Genomic DNA, 21977 nt, shown 5'->3' with positions numbered 1-21977 from the left:
TCCTTGGCGGTGGATGTTTTCTGGCGGTCACAGTTCGAGCCGGGTCGAAACGTTCCGAAGATCGATATGCTAGGCAAATTCGCTGGCCGGTCAGGTTTGCCAGAAGGATTTCGCGCATTCGCGGCGGACGTCTTCGGGTGTCAGGCCAAGGTCACGCAGCAGATGATCGTCGATCTCGGCGAGGTCGAGACGCTGCAAATGACGGTCGTACCACCGCTTCAGGAGCCGCAGCCGCAGGCGGCGCAAGACAATGAACGGGAACGGCCGGCGAGCAGGCGCGGCGCCGAGAATAGTCCTTGCAGGCATTGTCGTCTCCTTGATTTGCATCGAGATTAGTGCTTGTCTGACGAGGATGCTTCGATGATGAACGAACCATGCGCGAAGGACCTGACATAGCCCGCATTGCCAGCCTGGTGGGCGATCCGGCGCGGGCAAACATGCTGTCCGCACTGATGGGCGGCACGGCACTGACGGCGAGTGAACTGGCACTCGAGGCCGGCGTGTCGCTTCCGACAGCGAGCTCCCATCTGTCGAAGCTGATGGAAGGCGGGCTGCTGACGCTGGCAAGCCAGGGACGGCACCGCTACTACGGCCTCGCCGGCCCGCAGGTAGCAGGCATGATTGAGGCGATCACCGGTGTTGCCGCCGCGGTCGGGCCGCAACGAGTGCGGCCTGGCCCACGCGACGCTGCCATGCGCGTGGCGCGGGTCTGCTACGACCACCTCGCCGGCGAGCAGGCGGTGGCGATGCTGGACCGTCTCGTCGCTCGACAAGTGCTCCTGCGCAATGATGAGGAGATCCGGCTTGGGCCGTCGGCCGCCTCGCATTTCGCCGCGATCGGCATCGATGTCGAGGGCAAGGCGCGGCGACCGGTGTGCCGGGCCTGCCTCGATTGGAGCGTGCGGCGTTCGCACCTCGCCGGCACGCTGGGCGCCGCCATTCTCGATAAGATCCTCGCCGAAAAATGGGCGCGGCGCGAGAAGGACAGCCGTGCAGTGATCTTCTCGCCGACAGGCAAGCAGGCATTCGAGAAGACGTTTCTCGCCTGACGGCTCGCTTCGACGCACCAGAACGGCTCGCCGTCTCCACGGAAACGCCGAACCGCTCTATCTTTTTTGTTTTGACGCAATTCCGGACAGAAAATCGTTCCACACACTTTTCCTGGAATTGCTCTAGCCGCGCTTGAGCGGCTTGGCCTGCTTGAAAAAATCCTCCCAGGGATCGGCTTGCCCAAGCCGCTTCAGCGTCGTCTTGTCGCCTATCGGAAAGGCGTTCGGCGGCAATCCGGCCTCGATTTCCGCCCAGGTCACCGGCATTGATACAGTGGCACCTTTCTTGGCGCGCGACGAATAGGGCGCGACCGTGGTCGCGCCACGGCCATTGCGCAGATAATCGACGAATATCCTGCCGGTGCGCGCCTTCTTCGACAGCGTCGCCGTGTAGCGGTCGGGTGCGGCTTGCTCGAGCGCTCGAGCGAACTCATGGGCGAAGCCTTTGACCTCATCCCAGTCCGCCGACGGCTTCAGCGGGACGAGGACATGATAGCCCTTGCCGCCCGAGGTCTTGACGAAATTAGGCAGGGACAGTTCGTCGAGCCGGCTGCGGATGTCGAGCGCCGCGGCAAGCACCGCCTTCACGTCGACACCCTCGTCGGGATCGAGATCGAAGATGATCTGGTCTGGTTTTTCCAGCTCGTCCGTGGTCGAGCCCCAGATGTGGATCTCGACGACGCCAAGTTGAACGAGGGCCACGACACCGTCGAAATCGCGGATGAACAATATCTCCTCGCCGTCGGTGGGATCCTTCATCACGGCGATCTTGTCGTGCATGCCGGCCGAGGCATGCTTCTGGAAGAACCATTGGCCGCCAACACCGTCCGGCGCCCGCACGAGGCTGAGCGGCCGGTTGATGACGAATTGCTTCATGCGCGGCCAGACCAGCGCGTAGTGATCGACCAGATCCTGCTTCGATACGTTCTCCTCGGGCCACAGAAGCTTGTCGGGGCGGGACAGCGTAACCGAGGTTTTCGCCGTGGCCACGGGTTTGGCGGGCTTTGGCTTCGACTCTGCCGGGGCTGAGCGTGCTTTCGGTTTCTCCTGCACGACTTCCTCCGCCGGCTTGTCCTCGCGCAATCCCTGGAACGACGCGTGGCGTATTATACGGTCCGACGTCCAACTGCGAAACTCCACTTCGCCGACAAGTTCGGGCTTGACCCAGACCAGCCCCTTACCCCTTGGCACCGCCCTGTCGAAGGGCGAGGTTGTCGTCTTCAGCGCATCAAGCCTCTTCTTCAGCTCGTTGGTGCTTTTGGCCGTGAAGCCGGTGCCGACGCGGCCGGCATAGCGCAGCTTGCCGCCCTCGTGATAGCCGACCAGCAGCGAGCGCAGGCCCCGCCCGGTCTTGTCCGACGGCATGTAGCCGCCGATGACGAATTCCTGGCGCGCCGTACATTTCGACTTCACCCAGGACGGGACCCGGCCGCTGCGGTAGGGCGCATCGGCGCGCTTGGAGACGACGCCTTCGAGCCCCAGCCGGCAAGCATGCTCCAGCATGATCTTGCCGGGCTCGGCAAAGTGGTCGCTGAAGCGCACGGCCTGATCCTCGGCCTGTCCGGCGAGCAACGTGCGCAGCCTTTCCTTGCGCTCGACCAGCGGCTCGGAACGGATATCCTCACCGTTAAGACGCAGCAGGTCGAAAACGTAGTAGATGAAACGATCCGTGCGGCCTGCCGACAGATCTTGCTGCAGCAGCGAGAATGACGACACGCCATTATCCGCCAGCACGACGATTTCGCCGTCGATGATAGCATCGGTGCATTTCAGGCCGCCAAGTGCCGCGACAATTGCGCCACCGAACTTGTCGGTCCAGTCGAGGCCGGCGCGTGTCAAAAGCCGAACCTCGGTGCCGGCAAGCTGCGCCTGCATGCGATAGCCGTCGAACTTCACCTCATGCAGCCAGTCCTTGCCGGGCGGGGCGTCCCGCTCCAGCGTTGCGAGCGCCGGTTCGATGAATTCGAGCCGCCTTGCGGCGACGGCCTTCGCTTTGCTGGCGGCCGGCCTGTCGGACTGCCAGACGCTTGGCTTCTTGCCATCGGCGGTCTTGCCTTCGCCAACCTCCTCGATGGTCAGGCCGGATTTCACCGATTGCGGCGCCTCCTGCAAAATGTCCTCGCCCGGACGCGCGGCGGCATCGTCGGATTTGATCAGCAACCAGTTGTCACGCTTTTCGCCCGGACGCGGCTTCAGCCGCACCAGATGCCAGGCGCCATGCAATTTGTGGCCATGCAGTTCGAAACTGATATGGCCTTTCTTCATCGCTTTTGCCGGGTCGCCATCGGGGACCCAAGTTCCCTCGTCCCAGACAATGACCGAGCCGCCGCCATATTGGTCCTTCGGGATAGTGCCTTCAAACGGCGCATAGTCGATCGGGTGGTCCTCGACATGCACGGCGAGCCGCTTTTCGTGCGGGTCGAGGCTCGGGCCCCGCGTCACTGCCCAGCTCCACAGCACGCCGCCATGCTCGAGACGAAGGTCGTAGTGGAGCCTGGTGGCGGCATGCTTGTGGATGACGAAGATGCCACCTGGCTCGGCTTTCTTGCCGCGCGAAACCTTGCCGGCCGGTTCGGTGGTCTTCTTGAAATTGCGCTTGGCGTGATACTGCTCGAGGCTGACCATGGTCTGATCCTAAGCAGATTTGCGCCGAGCGGCTTTGGACTTGGCGCCCTTTGCCGGGCGTCCGGTCTTTGCCGGCGCACCGGCTTCCGACGAAAGGCTCTTCTTCAGTGCATCGAAGAGATTGACGACGTTGGAGGGCCGTGGTTCCGCCTTTGTCTTCGGTGCCTTCCTGCCGGCCTTCTTGGCGCGGACCAGCTCGATCAGGGCGTTTTCGTATTTGTCCTCGAATTCGGAAGGATCGAACTTCGCCTGTTTCTCATAGACGATGTGTTCGGCCAGCCTGATCATTTCGGCGTCGGTCTTCACCGGCTTGATGTCGCCGAACACCATCTCGGGCCTGCGAACCGTATCGCCATAGCGCAGGGTCGTCAGCAGCAGACCCTTGCCCAACGGCTCGATGACCACCGGACGTTCGCGGCGATAGAGCACGATACGGGCCAGCCCCGCCGTCTTCTTGGCGGCCATGGCGTCGCGGATGACGGCGAAGGCCTCTTCCGAGACCTCGTCCGCAGGCGTCACATAATAGGGCGTATCGAGATAGATCTGCTGGATCGAGGATTTTTCGATGAAACCATCGAGGCTCATCGTGTGCGAGGATTCGATCTGCACGGCTTCGATCTCCTCCTCCTCGATTTGGACGAAGTCGCCGTCGCCGATCTCGTAGCCCTTGATCTCGTCCCCTTCATCGAGCGGCTTGCCGCTGGCCGGATCGACATAGACGCGCTTGACGGTATTGCCGGTCTTGCGGTTGAGCACGCGGAACGAGACTTTCTCCGCCTGGGTCACGACATTGGTCAGTTCGACGGCGCAAGTAACCAGCGAAAGCTTGAGATATCCTCTCCAGGCGGGGCGCGGCGCCATGACAAACTCCCTGCGCGACAAGGTTCAACCGAGAACGGCGTTCAACCGAGAACGGCCAAAGCCCGTTCCGGTTCCGGCGGCGCAAAAAGGCAAGTCCGGGCTTTCGGCCCGGCCTTGCCCTGAACTCAATTCTCTATCGCTGCCCTACTCGGCGGCTTGCAGGTTGATCTTGCTTTCCGCTATCTCGGTAAGCTTGCGGTCGGTCGCCTGCTCCTCCTTGAGATTGTTGGCCAGCACATTGGCGCAGTCGCTGCGGCCCAGTTGCTTGGCCCAGGCAATCAAGGTGCCGTAACGGGTCATCTCATAATGCTCGACCGCCTGGGCCGAGGCGATCAGCGCAGCGTCGAGGACCTCCTTGTCGGCGATGTCGCCGCTGATGTCGTCGGCCTCTTCGAGAATGCCGTCGATGGCCGGGCAGTCGACCTGCTTGGCCTTCACACCGTGCAGTTCGAACACCTGCTCGACACGCTGGATATGACCCTTGGTCTGGGCGAGATGTTTCTCAAAGCCGGCTTTCAGCTGCGGATCACTCGCCTTGTCGATCATCTTCGGCAGCGATTTCTCGATCTGTTTTTCAGCGTAATAGATGTCGCGCAGCGTGTGCACGAACAGGTCATCGAGTGTTTTGATATCCTTCGAAAAGAAGCTCATGGCCTTTGCCTTTCCATTCTCTTGCAGTTTCGGATTTTTGGCTGCGGCCCAACCCGAGCACCACAGCCTGCGGAACCGGTTCGTCCCGGCACTGGGAAATCAACGTGCGGCTGACGGGCGGGTTCCTGGTTTTCCGGCCGCGTGCACGGAAATTTCGCGGTCCAGCAAAAAGCTGAAACAAAACCGCGCCTCAGCGACATTCAGGCGAAACATATGTGATGCAAAAGTCACACTGGGCGAAATGCCGACGGACTGCATGGAAACACCGCGAATCAGCCGCATTCCAGCCATGAACGAAGGCATTTTCGACCAGAGATTAACATCGCGTTCACCGACTATTCACGCCTGGACGCTATGATCCCCGCAATTCGGAAGGGACATCCGAAACGGGACAGGGACCGAGTAAAATGAGCTTCTGGAATCACATCGCCGGCTATGCTGCCGCCATCCGCGAATTCGTCGCACCGACCTATCGGCCCGAGCGCTATTACATGCGCGGCCCAGGCCCCGCCTGCGCGCGCCGGGGCAACACGCTTGGGATCAGCGTGCACTGATGATGAGCATGGAGAGCCGTCACGACAGCCGGATATGCCGGCCCGACGCCGACAATCGGTCAACGACCTATCGCGCCGAGCGCCCTGCGCTGACCGACAGACGGCGTGCGACAACGCCAAGCCTTCAGCAGTCCGGGCTTTGATCGAGCCGCCGGCAGGTCTAGTGTCGCCTGACACCAGCTGCCGGGCGTCACGTGATCGTCAAGCCGAACCATTCTCCTGAGCCGCCAGAATTCGAATCACGTCGCCCGTTGATCGTGTTCGACGGTATTTGCGTGTTGTGCTCGGGCTTTGTGCGCATGGTGGTGAAGCTCGACCGCAAGGGCCGCTTCCATTTCGCAACGGCGCAGTCGCCCTTCGGCGAGATGCTGTTCCAGAAATACGGGCTGCGAGCGGATCGCTACGAGACCAATCTCGTCATCGTCGATGGCGCCGCTTTCACCCGCCTGGACAGTTTCGTTGCCGTCATGGCCGAACTCGGCTGGCCGTGGCGGGCAGCGCGGATCCTGCTGCTGTTGCCGCGCCCGCTTCGCGACTGGCTCTACGACCGCATCGCAAAGAACCGCTACGCTCTGTTCGGCAAGAAGGACAATTGTGAAATCCCTTCCGCCGAGGTGAGGGCAAGGTTGATCGGCTAGGCTCACCGCCGTGGCCGGGAGCGGCGCGGGGCATTTTGGGGGAACTGCGGATGAAGGTTCTTGTCGTCGGCGGCTATGGCACCTTTGGCGGTCGCACCGTCGAGCTTTTGGAGGGCGAACCGCGTCTGATCCTCTTCGTCGCCGGGCGCTCGCTTGCCAAGGCTGACGCTTATTGCGACAGGCCTGCGCCGACAGCAGCCCGGCTGGAGCCGGCCCTGTTCGACCGTGACGGCGATCTCGCCGCGCAACTCGCTGCATTTGAGCCTGATATTGTAGTCGACGCGAGCGGCCCATTCCAGGCCTATGGCGAGGGACGCTATCGCCTGATCGAAGCCTGCATCGCCCGGCGCATCAACTATCTCGATCTAGCCGACGGCTCGGATTTCGTCGCCGGCGTCTCTGCGTTCGACGAGGCGGCGCGAAATGCCGGGGTTTTCGTGCTGTCCGGCGTCTCGAGCTTTCCGGTGCTGACGGCCGCGGTTGTGCGCCGCCTGTCGTCGGACCTGACGCGGGTCGACGGCATTCGCGGCGGCATCGCGCCGTCGCCCTTTGCCGGTGTCGGCGGAAACGTCATTCACGCTATCGCCGGTTATGCCGGTCAGCCGGTGCGGCTTGTTCGCAATGGCCGTCCGGAACAAGGCCGTCCGTTCACCGAACAACTGCGCTACACCATCGTGCCGCCGGGCCGGCTGCCGCTTCGATACAGGCTGTTTTCGCTTGTCGACGTTCCCGACCTGCGCGCCTTGGCCGAGCTTTGGCCGGAGGCGAGGACCATCTGGATGGGAGCCGGGCCGGTACCCGAGTTGCTGCACCGCGCCCTGATCTGCCTCGCCTGGCTGGTGCGCGCCGGATTGATCGGTTCGCTTTTGCCGCTGGCGCCGCTGATGCATCAGGCAACGAACCGGCTGCGCTGGGGCGAGCATCGCGGCGGCATGTTCGTCGAGGTGGAGGGATCTGACCGGGCGGGCGCCATCGTCAAGCGCTCGTGGCATCTCTTGGCCGAGGGCAATGATGGGCCGCTGATCCCGTCGATGGCGGTCGAAGCGCTGGTCCGCAAAGCGCTGGCCGGACATCAGCCCGCGCCGGGCGCACGGGCGGCGGTGCGCGATTTGGAGCTCCGGGATTATGAAGCGCTGTTCGCCGGCAAGACAATCTACACCGGGTTCAGGAATGAGCCCGCTGACAGGGACAAGTCGCTTTATGCCGTCTTGCTCGGCGACGCCTGGCATGGCCTGCCCCGGGAAATCCGCGCCATGCACGATTGCACAACAATGGCGGCAGGCCGCGCGCGCGTCGAACGCGGGCGCAATGTTCTTGGCCGGCTAATGGCCCGGATGGTCGGCTTCCCCGGGGCAAGCGAGGACATCCCGGTTGATGTCCGCTTCGACACCGAGAAGGACGGCGAGACCTGGACGCGGACATTCGGCAAGCACAGTTTTTCGAGCCTACAGTTCGCAGGCCGGGGTCGATCGCAGCGCCTGCTGTGCGAACGCTTCGGCCCGCTGACCTTCGCGATGGCGCTGGTTGCCGAGGACGGCCGGCTGGCGCTGGTCTTGCGCCGCTGGAGCTTTTTTGGCCTGCCGCTGCCGATGTGGCTCGGTCCACGCTCGGATCCCTACGAAACGGTGGAGGATGGCCGCTTCCGCTTCCACGTCGAGATCTCGCATCCACTTGCCGGCATGATCGCCTGCTACCGCGGCTGGCTGGAGCCCTCCGGCCCGCACGGCTCCAGCGAGATCGTGTCGCCTGCCAGCTTAGCCAGTTCGCGGCAGTCCTGCGCCGTGCACAGCGTCCAACCCTGACCCGTAGCGCCCGAGGCGGCAAGCACGAGGCGCCGCTGTGGCCCGACCTTGGGCGCATAGACCCACCAGCCGTTTATCAGCACCGAGCCTTGCGGCGGCTCCATCCCGGCGCCCGATCCCTTGATGCGGGCCCCGACCAGCTGCAGGCCGGACGCCAGCACCTTCCAGTCTTCCTGCCACTGGGTTTTCTCCACCGAATGCACCCAGGAGAGCGTGAAGGCAGCGACCGCGAGCGTCACCGTCTTGCCGGCCGCGACGATGCAGAGGCTCATGCCGAGTTGGCCAGCGAAGCCTGCCGCGCGCGCCAGCAGTGCCAGCCGATCCAGGCAAGGGACAGCGCCCAGCCCGCCTCGTCGGTAAGCGGCAGCGCCGCAACCAGCAGCACACCGGCGGCGAAGGCGATGAGGCGTTCCCACCAGGCCATGCGCCGGGCCAGAAATCCGACGGCAGCGGCGCCCCACAGGACGATGCCCATGCAGGCTTTGATGACGATATAGGCGACCTCGACGGGATAGCCGAACTGGGCGGCGATCGGGCCGGGATCCTGCAGCATCAGCGCCGGGGTATAGACCGCCATGAACGGCACAACGAAGCCGGCAATGGCAAGCTTGGTGGCCTGGATGCCGATCTTGAGGCCGCTTTCCTTGGCCATGGGTGCGGCGGCGAAGGCGGCCAGCGCCACAGGCGGGGTGAGATCGGCCATGATGCCGAAATAGAAGACGAACATATGGCTGACCACCAACGGCACGCCGAGCGACAGCAGCGCCGGCCCGGCCAGCGACGAAGTGATGATATAGTTGGGTATGGTCGGTATGCCCATGCCGAGCACCAGGCAGGTGAGCATGGTCAAAAGCAGCGACAGGAACAGATTGTTCTCGCCGATCGAGATGATCCAGCCGATGAAGGTCGAGGCGATGCCGGTAAGCGTCAACGTGCCGATGACGATGCCGACGATGGCGCAGGCAATGCCGACCGGCAGCGCGTTCTTTGCTCCCTCCGCAAGGGAATCGATGCATATGCGCAGCGTCTCGCGCCCGCCCTTGAACGTGAGGCAGGCGACGACCAGCACGGCGATGACCAGGCTGAGGATGTCGACGCCGAATTTCATGAAGGAAGCCGCGGCAAGCCCGAGCGCCAGCCAGAAGACGATGCGGAAGGCGAGCGGCCCGATCGATGCTGCCAGCGGCGTGCCGAGGATGAGCACGATAGTCAACGCGAGGCCCATGGTGCCGGCGAACACCGGTGTGTAGCCGGCAAACAGCAGATAGATCAGTGCTGCGAGCGGCAGTACCAGCGGCCAGTGCTGTCTCACCGCATCCCACGGATTGGGCAGGTCGGCCTTGGCCATGCCGTGCAGGCCGGCCTTGCCTGCCTCCAGGTGCACCTGCCAGAAACAGGCGCCGAAATAGAGCAGCGCCGGGATGATCGCCGCCTTGACCACCGCGGCATAGGGGATGTTCAGGGTCTCGGCCATGATGAAGGCAACCGCTCCCATCACCGGCGGCATGATCTGGCCGCCCATCGACGAGGTCGCCTCGACGGCGCCGGCGAAAGCCGAGCGGAAACCGAAGCGCTTCATCAGCGGGATGGTGAACTGGCCGCTGGCCACCACATTGGCGACGCCGGAGCCGGAAATGGTGCCCATCAGCGCCGAGGACAGCACGCAGACCTGTGCCGGGCCTCCGCGCCACGAGCCGACCAGGCCAAGCGCAAAATCGTTGAACAGCGCGATCATGCCGGCGCGCTCAAGAAAGGCGGCGAAGACGACGAAGATGAAGATGTAGGCGGCCGAAACATAGATCGGCGTGCCGTAGATGCCTTCGGTGCCATAGGCGAAGGTGTCGACGAGTTGGGCGAAATCATAGCCGCGATGGATGAAGGGCGGCGGCAGATGATTGCCGGCAAATGCGTAGGCGAGAAAGATGAAGGCAATGACGGCGAGCGGCAGCCCCATCAACCGCCGCGCCGCCTCGAAGACCAGCACGACCAGCACCGCGCCGACGATCAGGTCAGGCGTGGTGAGAAAGCCGGAGCGGCGGATGAGGTCGGCATAGAACACCCAATTGTACAGACCGGTGGCGAAGCCGAGCACCCCGAGCGTCCAGAACACTGCTTTCGCCGGGACGCTTTTGGCGCGCAGATTGGTGATTAGGGCAAAGCCGAGCAGCAGCAGGAAGCCGACATGCATGGCGCGTACGACCTGGCTCGGCAGGCTGCCATAGGCGGCGATGTAGATCTGGAAGATGGAGAAGGCGATGGCGATGAGAAAAGCCGCCTTGCCGGCGATGCCTTCGCCGAAGCCCGGCGGCAATCCTTCGACAGGAGCTTCCGCTGTGGGGGAAAGAACGGTCGGGGTTGCGGTCATTGGCGGGGTTCCTGGCGGGGCGCTCCCCTCCCCGAGGGAGGGTGCCGAGCGAGGCGAGGCTCCTTACTTCACCAATCCCTTTTCCTTGTAATACCTCTCGGCGCCTGGATGCAGCGGCACCGGCATGCCGTCGAGCGCCTTGGCGGGGTCGATCGCCTTGGCAGCGGCGTGGGCAGCGATGAGCTGGTCGAGATGCTCGAACAGCAATTTGGTCATCTGGTAGGCGGTCTCGTCAGGGACATCGGCGCTGGTGATCAGGAAATTGCCGACGGCGGCGGTCGCGACATCCTCGGTCTGGCCCTCATAGGTGCCCTTGGGGATGACCACGGACAGATAGGGCGAGCCGATCTTGGCGACGACCTCCGCCGGCACGGCAACGATGTTTACCGGCACGGAGGTGGCGAGGTCACGGATCGATGCGACCCCAAGGCCCGCCGACTGCAGCGTGGCGTCGAGCTGGCGGTTCTTGATCAACTCTACGGACTCGGCAAAGGGCAGATATTCGATCCGCCCGAGGTCTTCGTATTTCAGCCCGGCAGCGGCGAAAATGGTGCGGGCGTTGAGCTCGGTGCCTGAGGCCGGCGCGCCGACCGAAAGGCTCTTGCCCTTGAGATCGGCGAGCGTCTTGATGCCGGATTCCTTGCTGGCGACGATCTGGATGTAATTGGGATAGATGGCCGCAATGCCGCGCAGCTTGTCGAGCTTGCCTGGGAAGCCTGCTTCGGTGTTGCCTTCGGCGGCCAGCTTGACGGAATCGCCGAGCGCAAAGGCGATCTCGCCCTTGCCCTGCTGCAGCAGGTTGAGGTTTTCGACCGACGCTTTCGTCGCCTGCACCTGGGTGCGCGCGCCTTCGATGCCCTTGCCGTAGATTTCCGACAGCGCGACGCCGAGCGGATAGTAGACGCCCGACGTGCCGCCGGTCAGCACGTTGATGAATTCCTGTGCCTTGACCGATACCGCGCCAAGGCCAAGCGACAGCGCTACCGCGCTGGCGGCAACGAACTTCGTCCTGAAATTGAGCATTCGGTTTCCTCCCTGAAGTATCTGCCGCACTCTCCTCGTCAGCGCGATCCTGGACGAGTTTAGAGAGCGGGCGGGAAATGCCAACCCGCAATTGTCGCCATTAGACGAACGGTTGAGCTTGCGTGAAATGCCATGGGAGCCGAAAGATTTTTGCAGCGCGTGTCGAAATCGGGCGAGGCCACGCGACATACGTTCGGCCCGCAACGGAGCGGCCTTCGAGAAAAACGGGAGAAGACCATGCGATACATGCTTTTGATCTATGCGAACGAAGCCGCGATGGCGGTCGCGCCGACGGAGAAGACCTACGAAATCAGCGCAGCCTATGGAGCCTATACCGAGGCGTTGAAGAAATCCGGAGCGTGGCTGGCCGGCGACCGGTTGAAGCCGACCCAGACCGCCACCACGGTGCGGATGGCCGACGGCAAGACCAATGTGCTCGACGGTCCCTATGCCGACACCAAGGAGCAACTCGCCGGCTTCTACATGATCGAGGCTGAGGACGCCGACGCAGCAATTGCCTGGGCGGCTCGCTGCCCGGGTGCCAGCACCGGCACGATCGAGGTGCGGCCGATCTGGGAAATGACCGAGTACCCATCCCAGAAGTGACCGGGTGATGAACAGTCGTCCGGAGATCGCGCGGGCGGCGGCGGAAGCGGCCGCCCGGCAAAGCTACGGCAAGCTGGTCGCGTATCTCGCCGCGCGCACACGCGACGTGGCCGCTGCCGAGGACGCCTTGGCAGATGCCTTTGCAGCGGCGCTCGAGCGTTGGCCACAGGCGGGCGTGCCCGACAAGCCGGAAGCCTGGCTGCTGGCGGTGGCACGCAAGCGCCGCGTCGACGCGGTCAGACGACGACTGACAAGCGAGGCGGCCCGCGACCACCTTAGGCTGATCGCCGAGGAGATGGAGGCACGCATGGTCGAGGAAGACCTGCCGGACGAGCGGCTCCGGCTGATGTTTGCCTGCGCCCATCCGGCGATCGAGGCCGGCGTCCGCGCGCCGCTGATCCTGCAGACGGTCCTGGGCTTCGACGCAGCGACGATCGCCTCGGCTTTCCTTGTCTCGCCAGCCACGATGAGCCAGCGCCTGGTGCGCGCCAAGACACGAATTCGCGAGACAGGCATTCCGTTCCGCGTGCCGGAGCGGGCCGAACTCGGCGAGCGGCTGGGCACCGTTCTGGAAGCAATCTACGCGGCGTTTGCCGAAGGCTGGTCCGACCCGGCCGGCACCGAAACGCGGCGCCGCAACCTCGCGACCGAAGCCATCTGGCTCGGCCGTCTGATGGCCACGCTGATGCCGGACGAGCCGGAGGCGCTCGGCCTTTTGGCGCTGATGCTGTTCGCCGAAGCGCGGCGCGCGGCGCGGCGCAATGCGGCGGGCGATTATGTGCCGCTGGCCGAGCAGGATCTTGCACTGTGGGACGATACACTGATCGATGAAGCGGAGACGCTGCTTGGGCGCGCCGCGGCCAAGGGCGTTGTCGGCCGCTACCAGCTTGAGGCCGCCGTGCAGTCCGCCCATGCGACAAGACGGCTGACCGGCGGCACCGACTGGGTCGCGATCAAGGAGCTCTATGACGCGCTGTCGGTGATTGCCGGCTCGCCGGTGGTTTCGATCAACCGTGCGGTGGCCATTGCCGAGGCCGGAGGTGCCTCGGCAGGATTGGGCGCCCTTGATCAACTCAGCGGCGATAAGCGGCTGTATGACTATCAACCTTACTGGGCCGCCCGCGCGGGCCTGCTGTCCAGGGTCGGCAAAGTTCCGCAGGCGAGCGAGGCCTATGACCGGGCTATCGGCCTCGAACGCGATCCAGCCGTGCGCCGGTTCCTGCAGGAACGACGGGCCGCGCTCGGCCGCGCGGAAAAAGACTGAGACAAGGCGGAGTGCTCAGGCCGGCCACATGTCGTGGGAAGCATTCAGCCTCTTCATCACCCGATGTTCCCGCAAATTGGCCCACAGGCGTTCGATGTTCGGCCAAGCGGTTGGAACCTTCGCGACCTCCGGATGCCAGGCCACCAACATGACGAGATAGATGTCGGCCAGCGAGAGTTGGTCGCCGGCCAGCCAGTCGCGGCCGTCGAGAGCGGCATCGAGAATGGCGAAGCTGCGATCCATTTCCGAGACCGCCGCCTGTTTGAGGGCGTCCACGCCGCCGGCGTCGGCCGTGTAGCGATATGCGTAGAAGAACCGCAGGTTGGCTGGATAGATGACCGACGACATGAAGATCATCCAGCGCAGGAAATCCGCACGGTCAGGCGAACTTGCCGCGGGCGCCAGGCCTGCTTCCGGGTGGCGCTCGGCCAGCAGGATGCAGATCGCCGCGGATTCGGTCATCGAGCGTCCGTCCGGCAAGATCAGCACCGGCACCTGGTTCAAGGGGCTGATATCAAGAAAGGCCTGATCGAGGCGGCCCTTCGGAACGTCGACCTGGTGGAAAGGCACGCCTGCCAATGCAAGCGCCGCCTCAACGACAAAGCCGCCGGTATTGGCACGCGTATAGAGCTTGTACATGAAGTCCTCCACCTGCCGGGCAGCGACGATTTGGTGGTTTCCACGCCGAAGCGTCGATACAGAACGTTTGATGCCGGAGGGGCAGCGCGAAGGATCGCTACAACCGGTCAAACACTCTCGTGTCCAGACTCTAAGTCCCCAATCCCTCGAACAGGATAGTCGAGAGATAGCGCTCGGCGAAGGAGGGGATGACGACGACGAGGGTCTTGCCCTTGTTTTCGGGCCGCGAGCCGACGACGATCGCCGCTTGCAGGGCGGCACCCGACGAAATGCCGACCGGCACACCTTCGAGCCGAGCGACGAGCCGTGCATTGGCAACAGAATCCTCGTTCGAGACCTTGACGATCTCGTCGTAGATCGTCGTGTCGAGGATTTTTGGCGCGAAGCCGGCGCCAATGCCCTGGATCTTGTGCGGGCCTGGCTGGCCGCCCGACAGCACCGGCGAGGCTTCCGGTTCGACGGCGACGACATGCACCGAGGGCTTGCGTTTCTTCAGCACCTGGCCGACGCCGGTGATGGTGCCGCCGGTCCCGATGCCGGCAACGAAGATATCGACTTCGCCATGGGTGTCGTTCCAGATTTCCTCGGCCGTGGTGCGGCGATGGATTTCCGGATTGGCGGGGTTTTCGAATTGCTGCGGAATGACGGCGTCGGGCAGTGTTGCCGCCAGCTCGTCCGCCTTGGCGATGGCGCCCTTCATGCCTTTCGGCCCTTCGGTCAGCACCAGCTCGGCACCGAGCAGCGCCAGCATCTTGCGGCGTTCGACGGACATGGTTTCCGGCATGGTCAGGATCAGCTTGTAGCCCTTGGCGGCGGCGGCAAAGGCGAGCGCGATGCCGGTATTGCCCGAGGTCGGCTCGATCAGCGTGGTCTTGCCGGGTGTAATCCTGCCCGAAGCCTCCAATGCCTCGATCATCGAGACGCCGATGCGGTCCTTGACCGAGGCGATCGGATTGAAGAATTCGAGCTTGGCCAGCAGATTGGCGACGACACCCTTCTCCCTGGCGAATTTATCCAACCGCACCAGCGGCGTGTCGCCGATCGTCTCGGTGATCGAATTGTAGATGCGGCCGCGGCCGGGCACGTGTGTGTGGGTGGCGGGCTTGTTCATTGGTTTTCCTCCCAGAGGTCAAGCGGCAAGAGCCGGGCGGACATAGGATAGAGCCATCCACCACGCAAGATAGGCACGTTCGAAAAATATCCGAGTGACGTTCGTGCTGAATACCGGCGCCTTGCAGGGCGTTGGGCGGATTGGCGAAGAGATCTACTGGCGGGCGGCAATTGCCGCCGCCGCACCGACCATGAAGCCGGCGGCGGTGCGGTTGAGTGCCCTCAGCGCCCGCGGCGACTTCAGGAACCAGCGCGCCTTGGCCGCCAGCGCCAGATAGGGCACCAGCACCACGAGCAGAACGATGATAGTGAGCGCGACCAGGATGCCGTAATCGGCCAGTGTGATCGTCTTCAGATCGACGATGGTAGGGGTGATGGCGAGATAGAAGATCATCGTCTTCGGATTGCCGAGTGTGACGGCGAGACCGGCTACAAAGCTGGATGCCAAGCCGCCTTTGCCTTTCTTCGCCTCTACCGATTCGGGCGTGATGCCGCTCGTCCAGAAACGCCAGCCAAGAAAAGCGAGGTAGGCGACGCCCAGCCATTTGATGGCCAGGAAGATCACGCCGAACGTCTGTGCGACGAAAGCCAGGCCGAGCACCACGGCAGTCAAATAGGTCAGGTCGCCGAGCATCAGCCCGAACGACATGGCCAGCGACGAGCGGAAGCCGGAACCCAGCGCACGCGCAACAAGCGCGGTGATGCCTGGGCCGGGGATGGCTGCGGCGATGCCGAGGGCGGCGCTATAGGCGAGGAACCCGGTGAGCGTCATGGTTCGCGCTTGTCGCACAATGTTGAAGTTGGGTGAATTCCCTCGCGCCGAATTCGATTGCGCCAGCGCAGCAGGCGACGCCGCCGTTCAGGAGCGGCCGTCTTCGTAGGTAACGCGCCAGATGGTGCCGTTACCGTCCTCGGTGACGATCAGGGAGCCGTCCTTGGCCATGGCGACACCGACCGGGCGGCCCCAGACGGCGTCGTTCGAGATGACGAAGCCGGTCATGAAGTCCTCATACTCGCCGGTCGGCTTGCCATCCCTGAATTTGAGCCTCACCACCTTGTAGCCGGTCCTGGCGCCACGGTTCCACGAACCATGCATGGTGACGAAAGCATCACCCCGGTAATCCGCCGGAAAGTTCTTGCCGTCGTAGAAGGCTATGTTCATCGGCGCCGAATGCGCCTGCATCAACACGTCGGGGACAGTGGCCTTGCCGGCGAGGTCTGGCCGCTCGCCCTGATGGCGCGGATCCTCGTGATTGCCGATGTAGTACCAAGGCCAACCATAGAACGCACCGTCCTTGACTTCAGTCGCAAACTCGAACGGCACATTGTCGCCGAGCTCGTCGCGCTCGTTGACGACGCACCACAACGCGCCGCTGGCGGGCTGCACCGTCATGCCCGTACAGTTGCGTAGGCCGGTGGCGACAGTTCGGGGATTTTTCCCGTCCGGGTCAAAGGCGAGCACATCGGCACGGCCTTCCTCGGGGCCCCAGGCCGCCCCGAGCGGCTTTGATTTCGCCCAGGCGTCGAGGCCGCCATCCGGCCGCCTGTCCATGTCCTCGGCGACATTCGAGTCCGAGCCAACCGATAAAAAAAGCGTCTTGCCGTCAAGCGAGAAGGCGATGTCGCGGGTCGAGTGACCGCCCGACGGGATTTTGGCGACAATGGTTTCTGGTTTACCGGACGCCTTCAGGTCACCGTCGCGATAGGGGAAGCGGACGATGCTGTCGCTGTTTGCGACATAGACCCATCGCGGCTTGCCGCCTGGCGGATAGAAGGCGATGCCGTATGGATAGTTGAGGCCTTGGGCGAAAATCGCTTTCTCGATGGGTTTGGCGCGGCCCTCGGCCAGACGGTAGACGCGTATTTGGTCGGCATGGCCGTTTGCGATGAACAGGTCGCCGTTCGGAGCGACGCGAACGACGCGCGGATTATAGAGTCCGGAGGCGATCATTTCGGCCGAAAAGCCCGGCGGCAATTCTGGCTCGGCGCTTTCGGGCCGTTCCGCCATGCCGCCCCCGTTCGAAGCGGATTGAGCGGGGTCGGCTGCCGGCATGTCTTGCGGCCCGATCAGGCGGCGGACGCCAGGCCTGTCGGCGTGCCAATCGCCAAAAGCGGCTTCGCCTTTGAGCACCTTTTGATCCGCCTGCTGGGCGGCTGCCGGTGTCGCGGCAAGGAGGGCAACGGCAACGGCCGCAAAGCCGCCAGATCGGATCATTAACGTCCTCCGAGGTTTGCCTCGAAGAGGACAAACGGGATCAGGCATTGGTCGTTCCAAGCGGTCGTCCAGCACACGAGGATTTGAAGCCGAACCCCGTTCAGTTGCCAGAGGCGTAGAAGTCGTCGTCGAGGCGCTTTTCCAGCGCGACCAGATCGGCCGGCAGCGGCAGGCCCATGGCCCGCATCTCTTGCAGCTTCTCACGCAACTGCTCTTGCACCTCGTGCTGATCCTCAGGCTGATTGACCATTTCCTCGAGCAGGAGGCTGATCTGGGCCTTGAACGATTCCAGCGCCATTCTTTTTCTCCTTGCGGCAGGCCGCGGCGGCTCCTAGCGCAGCATGCGCGAAATCAGCTGCGCGGTATAGTCGACCATCGGTACTATGCGCGCATAATTCAGCCGCGTCGGCCCGATGACGCCGAGCGCACCGACGACGCGCGCGTCCTTGTCGCGATAGGGTGCCACCACCAGCGAGGAGCCCGACAGCGAAAACAGCTTGTTTTCCGAACCGATGAATATGCGCACCCCCGGGCCTTCCTCGGCGAGGTCGAGGAGCTGGATCAGCCCATTCTGCGTCTCCAGATCCTCGAACAGATGCCGCAGCAATTCTATGTCGGCCTGGGCGGTGACGTTTTCCAGGAGATTGGCGCGGCCGCGCACGATAAGCCGCCCAGGCACCCCGCTTTCGGCGCCTGCCCAGACCGCCAGGCCCTTCTCGACCAGATCCTGCGACAGCGTGTCGAGGGCTGCCCTGGTCTCTTCCTTGATGCGGGCGATTTCGACCCGGGCCTCGGCCAGGGTGCGGCCGCGGATATGGGCGTTGAGGAAGTTGGAGGCTTCGTGCAATTGCGAGACGGTGATGCCGGCGGGCAGATCGATGACGCGATTTTCGACGTCGCCGTTCTGCGAGACCAGCACGGCCAGCGCCTTGGTCGGCTCGAGCTGGATGAATTCGATGTGCTTCAGCGCCGCCTCATTTTTGGCGGCGAGCACGAGGCCGGCGCCGCGCGACATGCCGGACAGCATCTGGCTGGCCTCGGTCAGCATATGCTCCAGCGTCGCGCCCGAGCCGGAGGCGCGCACCTGCGCCTCGATGGTGCGGCGCTCCTCGTCGGAGAGGTCGCCGAGTTCCATGAATGCATCGACGAAGAAGCGCAAGCCGGCCTGGGTCGGCAGCCGGCCAGCCGAGATGTGCGGCGCGTAGATCAGGCCGAGATGCTCGAGGTCGCTCATCACGTTGCGGATGGTGGCCGGCGACAGCGATGACGGCAGGATGCGCGACAGGCTGCGCGAACCGACCGGCTCGCCATCCCTCAAATAGGAATCGACGATGCGCCGGAAGATGTCGCGCGAACGCATATCGAGCGATTGAAGCGCGGGCGATTGAAGTGCCGGCGACGAGAGCACTGGCGACTGCGAACCGGGATCGACTACCTTGGTCATTCGAGCCAAAAACCTCCGGTCCGAAGATATAGACTTCCGCGGCGTCGGCGCAACCGGTCCATTTTCCTTTGCGCCTCACGCCCCGTGCGGCTACAAGCCGGCCAAGATTCCCCGGCCAAGATTCCGAAGAAAGAAAGAAGCCTGAATGCGCCCTTCCAAACGCCAATTCGACGAAATGCGCCCCATCTCCTTCGAGCGCGGCGTCTCCAAGCATGCGGAAGGCTCGTGCCTGGTGAAGTTCGGCGACACTCATGTGCTGTGTACGGCCAGCCTGGAGGAAAAGGTGCCGGGCTGGATGCGCAACTCCGGCAAGGGCTGGGTGACGGCGGAATACGGCATGCTGCCGCGTTCGACCGGCGAGCGCATGCGCCGCGAGGCTTCGGCCGGCAAACAAGGCGGCCGCACGCTGGAGATCCAGCGGCTGATCGGCCGCTCCCTGCGCGCCGTGGTCGATCTGCAGGCGCTCGGTGAGCAGCAGATCACCGTCGACTGCGACGTGATCCAAGCCGACGGCGGCACGCGCACCGCTTCGATCACCGGCGGCTGGGTGGCGCTCTACGACTGCCTGCGCTGGATGGAAGCCCGCCAGATGGCGAGCCTGGGCAAGGTGCTTAAGGATCACGTCGCGGCGATCTCCTGCGGCATCCATGATGGCCAGCCGGTCATCGATCTCGACTATATCGAGGATTCCTCGGCCGGCACCGACGCCAATTTCGTCATGACCGGCAAGGGCGGTATCGTCGAGATCCAGGGCACAGCCGAGGGCGAGCCGTTCTCGGAAGAGCAGTTCGCGGCGCTGATGGGGCTCGCCAAGAAAGGCATTCAGCGCCTGGTCAGCTTGCAGCAGATGGCGGTGGCTTAGCTGCGGTCAATATTGAAGAGATTGGCGATCCTGTGACTCCTTCCGCAATCCTGGAATCAGCACTCTACGTGACGGACCTTGCTGCCGCGGAACGGTTCTATTCGGGCGTCCTCGGGCTCGATCTGCTCGGTAAGGTCGATGGCAGGCATCTCTTCTTCCGCTGCGGCGACGGCGTGCTGCTTATCTTCAATGCCGAGGCGACCAAAGTGCCGCCGCGGGCCGACGCCAAGCTGCCCGTGCCGCCGCATGGCACGGTCGGCGAGGGCCATCTTTGCTTCGCCGCAAGCGCGGATGAAATCCCGCGCTGGAAAGCGCATCTTGAGGCGAAGAAAATCGCCATCGAAAGTGAGTTCGAATGGCCTCAGGGCGGTCGCTCGATCTATATTCGCGACCCCTCGGGCAATTCGATCGAATTCGCCGAGCCAAGAATCTGGGGCATCTGATGCATTCGCCAACTGTTCACTCGCTTGACGGGCATAAGATCGTCGTCGCAAGCCACAATGCCGGCAAATTGCGCGAATTCACCGATCTGATGGCGCCATTCGGCATAGAAGCGAAGTCCGCAAAGGAATACGGCTTGCCGGAGCCGGACGAGACTGGCACCACTTTCGAGCAGAACGCCCTCATAAAGGCCTTGGCCGCCGCCAAGGCAACTGGATTGCCGGCGCTGTCGGACGATTCCGGCCTGTGTGTCGATGCGCTCGACGGCGCACCCGGCGTCTACACCGCCAACTGGGCCGAGACGCCGGACGGCTCCCGCGACTTCGGCATGGCCATGCAGCGCACGGAAGTGGCCTTGCAAGAAGTTGGCGCGATCACGCCTGCCCAGCGCAAGGGCCGCTTTGTCGCGGTCATCTGCCTTGCCTTCCCCGATGGCCAGGCGGAATATTTTCGCGGTGAGGTCGAGGGCACGCTGGTATGGCCGCCGCGCGGCGAGCTCGGCTTCGGCTACGATCCGGTGTTCTTGCCCGATGGGTTCGAAAAGACCTTCGGCGAGATGAGCGCGGAGGAAAAGCATGGCTGGAAGCCCGGCCAGCCAACCGCATTGTCGCACCGTGCCCGTGCTTTCCAGAAATTCGCGCAAGCCCGATTGGCCGGCGCATGACCATGCTGCTCGACCGCAGCCCCGGTTTCGGCGTCTACGTCCACTGGCCATTCTGCGCGGCCAAATGCCCCTATTGCGACTTCAACAGCCATGTCCGCCACCAGCCGGTCGACCAGGAGCGTTTTGCCCGCGCCTTCGAGACCGAGCTAGCGACGATGCGCGGCCGCACCGGGCCGCGCGAGGTGACCAGTATCTTTCTTGGCGGCGGCACGCCCTCGCTGATGAAGCCGCAGACCGTGTCGGCGGTGCTGGATGCAGTGGCGAAGAACTGGACGGTGCCTGATGGCATCGAGGTGACGCTGGAGGCCAATCCGTCCTCGGTCGAGGCCGAGCGCTTTCGCGGCTATCGCGCGGCCGGCGTCAACCGGGTGTCGCTTGGCGTGCAGGCGCTGAACGACAAGGATCTGCGCTTCCTCGGCCGTTTGCACAATGTCGATGAGGCCCTGCATGCGATCGGCCTGGCGCGCGAGATATTCCCACGGCTGTCGTTCGACCTGATCTACGCGCGACCTGGTCAGACGCCGGAAGCGTGGCAGGCGGAGCTCGAGCAGGCGATCGGCCACGCCGCAGACCATCTGTCGCTCTATCAGCTGACCATCGAGGAAGGCACGCCGTTCCATGCACTGCATGCGGCAAGGAAATTCATCATTCCAGACAATGAGCTTGCCGCCGATCTCTACGCGTTGACACAGGAGATCACCGCCGCGCACGGACTGCCGGCCTACGAGATTTCCAACCACGCCAGGCCCGGCGCCGAAAGCCGGCACAATCTCACCTACTGGCGTTATGGCGAATATGTCGGCGTCGGTCCCGGCGCGCATGGCCGGTTCGTCGAAAATGGCCGCCGCGTGGTGACGATCGCCGAGAAAATGCCGGAGACCTGGGCCAATCTGGTCGAGGCCAAGGGCCATGGCGTTACCGGCGGCGAAATCCTGACGCGCTCGGAAGAGGCCGACGAGTTCCTGCTGATGGGGCTGAGGCTGGCGGAAGGCATCGACCTTTCCCGCTACGAGGCATTTTCAGGGCGCGGCCTGTCGACGGCACGGCTGTCGGTGCTGCAGGACGAAGGCCTGGTGGCACCGATCGGCAATGCCCGCCTGCGCGCCACGCCGGCCGGCATGATCGTGCTCGATGCGGTCGTGGCGGATTTGGCCAGATAGCACG

The 21977-nt window shown here is 63.7% G+C and carries 23 protein-coding genes; 10 read left to right on the top strand and 13 right to left on the bottom strand.

Going from position 1 to position 21977, the window contains the following annotated elements:
* Positions 1-90: 90 nt before the first annotated feature.
* On the bottom strand, positions 91-306 hold the full coding sequence (locus NKH78_RS05360) for a DUF1127 domain-containing protein (protein ID WP_254818020.1): 216 nt from the start codon (positions 304-306) through the stop codon (positions 91-93).
* 68 nt (positions 307-374) lie between these two features.
* Between NKH78_RS05360 and NKH78_RS05355 the strand changes: the two genes are divergently transcribed.
* On the top strand, positions 375-1049 hold the full coding sequence (locus NKH78_RS05355; RefSeq protein ID WP_254818019.1) for an ArsR/SmtB family transcription factor: 675 nt from the start codon (positions 375-377) through the stop codon (positions 1047-1049).
* Between the two features lie 123 nt (positions 1050-1172).
* Here the strand turns inward: NKH78_RS05355 and ligD are convergent, their stop codons facing one another.
* The 3 genes from ligD to NKH78_RS05340 all read right to left on the bottom strand — a co-directional run bounded on the left by ligD (position 1173) and on the right by NKH78_RS05340 (position 5186).
* Positions 1173-3674, bottom strand: coding sequence for a DNA ligase D (gene ligD, locus NKH78_RS05350; RefSeq protein ID WP_352737843.1), 2502 nt, complete (start codon positions 3672-3674; stop codon positions 1173-1175).
* 9 nt (positions 3675-3683) lie between these two features.
* Positions 3684-4535 (bottom strand): non-homologous end joining protein Ku, encoded by an 852-nt coding sequence (gene ku / locus NKH78_RS05345; RefSeq protein WP_352509484.1) that lies wholly within the window; start codon positions 4533-4535, stop codon positions 3684-3686.
* 144 nt (positions 4536-4679) lie between these two features.
* Entirely contained in the window at positions 4680-5186 is a 507-nt protein-coding gene (locus NKH78_RS05340; protein WP_352737844.1) for a YciE/YciF ferroxidase family protein, read from the bottom strand.
* 407 nt (positions 5187-5593) lie between these two features.
* Here NKH78_RS05340 and NKH78_RS05335 point away from each other — a divergent pair, with 407 nt between their 5' ends.
* From NKH78_RS05335 to NKH78_RS05325, 3 genes are all read left to right on the top strand, one after another.
* The gene (locus NKH78_RS05335; protein ID WP_254818015.1) at positions 5594-5740 is read left to right on the top strand and encodes a hypothetical protein; all 147 of its coding nucleotides are present in this window, start codon (positions 5594-5596) and stop codon (positions 5738-5740) included.
* Positions 5741-5997: 257 nt separating this feature from the next.
* Positions 5998-6378 (top strand): thiol-disulfide oxidoreductase DCC family protein, encoded by a 381-nt coding sequence (locus NKH78_RS05330; RefSeq protein WP_352777748.1) that lies wholly within the window; start codon positions 5998-6000, stop codon positions 6376-6378.
* Positions 6379-6428: 50 nt separating this feature from the next.
* Positions 6429-8180 carry a saccharopine dehydrogenase family protein gene (locus NKH78_RS05325; RefSeq protein WP_352737846.1) on the top strand — a complete coding sequence of 584 codons (1752 nt, stop codon included), beginning with the start codon at positions 6429-6431 and terminating at the stop codon, positions 8178-8180.
* Here the strand turns inward: NKH78_RS05325 and NKH78_RS05320 are convergent.
* The 3 genes from NKH78_RS05320 to NKH78_RS05310 form a co-directional block, all read right to left on the bottom strand.
* Positions 8069-8452: a DUF1850 domain-containing protein gene (locus tag NKH78_RS05320; RefSeq protein ID WP_352737847.1), complete on the bottom strand. Its 384-nt coding sequence runs from the start codon at positions 8450-8452 to the stop codon at positions 8069-8071. The genes NKH78_RS05325 and NKH78_RS05320 overlap by 112 nt on opposite strands.
* The gene (locus NKH78_RS05315) at positions 8449-10545 is read right to left on the bottom strand and encodes a TRAP transporter permease (RefSeq protein ID WP_352737848.1); all 2097 of its coding nucleotides are present in this window, start codon (positions 10543-10545) and stop codon (positions 8449-8451) included. Before NKH78_RS05315 ends, NKH78_RS05320 begins: the two co-directional genes overlap by 4 nt.
* Before the next feature lie 63 nt (positions 10546-10608).
* Positions 10609-11568, bottom strand: a complete 960-nt coding sequence (locus NKH78_RS05310; protein ID WP_352737849.1) for a TAXI family TRAP transporter solute-binding subunit — start codon at positions 11566-11568, stop codon at positions 10609-10611.
* Between the two features lie 237 nt (positions 11569-11805).
* On the opposite strand from NKH78_RS05310, the gene NKH78_RS05305 reads away from it, so the two are divergent.
* Positions 11806-12174 (top strand): YciI family protein, encoded by a 369-nt coding sequence (locus tag NKH78_RS05305; protein WP_352737850.1) that lies wholly within the window; start codon positions 11806-11808, stop codon positions 12172-12174.
* Between the two features lie 7 nt (positions 12175-12181).
* Positions 12182-13438, top strand: coding sequence for an RNA polymerase sigma factor (locus NKH78_RS05300; protein WP_352882202.1), 1257 nt, complete (start codon positions 12182-12184; stop codon positions 13436-13438).
* Between the two features lie 15 nt (positions 13439-13453).
* On the opposite strand, the gene NKH78_RS05295 is transcribed toward NKH78_RS05300, so the two are convergent.
* The 6 genes from NKH78_RS05295 to hrcA all read right to left on the bottom strand — a co-directional run bounded on the left by NKH78_RS05295 (position 13454) and on the right by hrcA (position 18846).
* The gene (locus tag NKH78_RS05295; protein WP_352737852.1) at positions 13454-14077 is read right to left on the bottom strand and encodes a glutathione S-transferase family protein; all 624 of its coding nucleotides are present in this window, start codon (positions 14075-14077) and stop codon (positions 13454-13456) included.
* 130 nt (positions 14078-14207) lie between these two features.
* Complete coding sequence (gene cysK, locus NKH78_RS05290; RefSeq protein WP_254818008.1) at positions 14208-15188, bottom strand: cysteine synthase A; 981 nt, start codon at positions 15186-15188, stop codon at positions 14208-14210.
* Positions 15189-15341: 153 nt separating this feature from the next.
* Positions 15342-15959 (bottom strand): LysE family translocator, encoded by a 618-nt coding sequence (locus NKH78_RS05285; RefSeq protein WP_352509491.1) that lies wholly within the window; start codon positions 15957-15959, stop codon positions 15342-15344.
* 87 nt (positions 15960-16046) lie between these two features.
* Positions 16047-17402 carry a PQQ-dependent sugar dehydrogenase gene (locus NKH78_RS05280; protein WP_352737853.1) on the bottom strand — a complete coding sequence of 452 codons (1356 nt, stop codon included), beginning with the start codon at positions 17400-17402 and terminating at the stop codon, positions 16047-16049.
* 100 nt (positions 17403-17502) lie between these two features.
* A complete protein-coding gene (locus tag NKH78_RS05275) occupies positions 17503-17700 on the bottom strand; it encodes a hypothetical protein (RefSeq protein ID WP_254818005.1) in 198 nt (65 codons plus the stop codon).
* Between the two features lie 33 nt (positions 17701-17733).
* Positions 17734-18846: a heat-inducible transcriptional repressor HrcA gene (hrcA, locus tag NKH78_RS05270; RefSeq protein WP_352737854.1), complete on the bottom strand. Its 1113-nt coding sequence runs from the start codon at positions 18844-18846 to the stop codon at positions 17734-17736.
* Between the two features lie 145 nt (positions 18847-18991).
* On the opposite strand from hrcA, the gene rph reads away from it, so the two are divergent.
* The 4 genes from rph to hemW are packed head-to-tail and all read left to right on the top strand — an operon-like array spanning position 18992 to position 21973.
* Positions 18992-19708, top strand: coding sequence for a ribonuclease PH (rph, locus tag NKH78_RS05265; RefSeq protein ID WP_254818003.1), 717 nt, complete (start codon positions 18992-18994; stop codon positions 19706-19708).
* A 32-nt stretch (positions 19709-19740) separates the two neighbouring features.
* A complete protein-coding gene (locus tag NKH78_RS05260) occupies positions 19741-20151 on the top strand; it encodes a VOC family protein (protein ID WP_254818002.1) in 411 nt (136 codons plus the stop codon).
* Positions 20151-20813, top strand: coding sequence for an RdgB/HAM1 family non-canonical purine NTP pyrophosphatase (gene rdgB / locus NKH78_RS05255; protein WP_352737855.1), 663 nt, complete (start codon positions 20151-20153; stop codon positions 20811-20813). Before NKH78_RS05260 ends, rdgB begins: the two co-directional genes overlap by 1 nt.
* Complete coding sequence (gene hemW / locus NKH78_RS05250; protein ID WP_352737856.1) at positions 20810-21973, top strand: radical SAM family heme chaperone HemW; 1164 nt, start codon at positions 20810-20812, stop codon at positions 21971-21973. The genes rdgB and hemW overlap by 4 nt, the downstream gene beginning before the upstream one ends.
* The last annotated feature ends 4 nt before the right edge of the window (positions 21974-21977 follow it).

Source organism: Mesorhizobium sp. M0910 (assembly GCF_040319465.1).
Lineage (GTDB): Bacteria > Pseudomonadota > Alphaproteobacteria > Rhizobiales > Rhizobiaceae > Mesorhizobium.
This window is presented reverse-complemented; position numbering and strand designations above follow the sequence as displayed.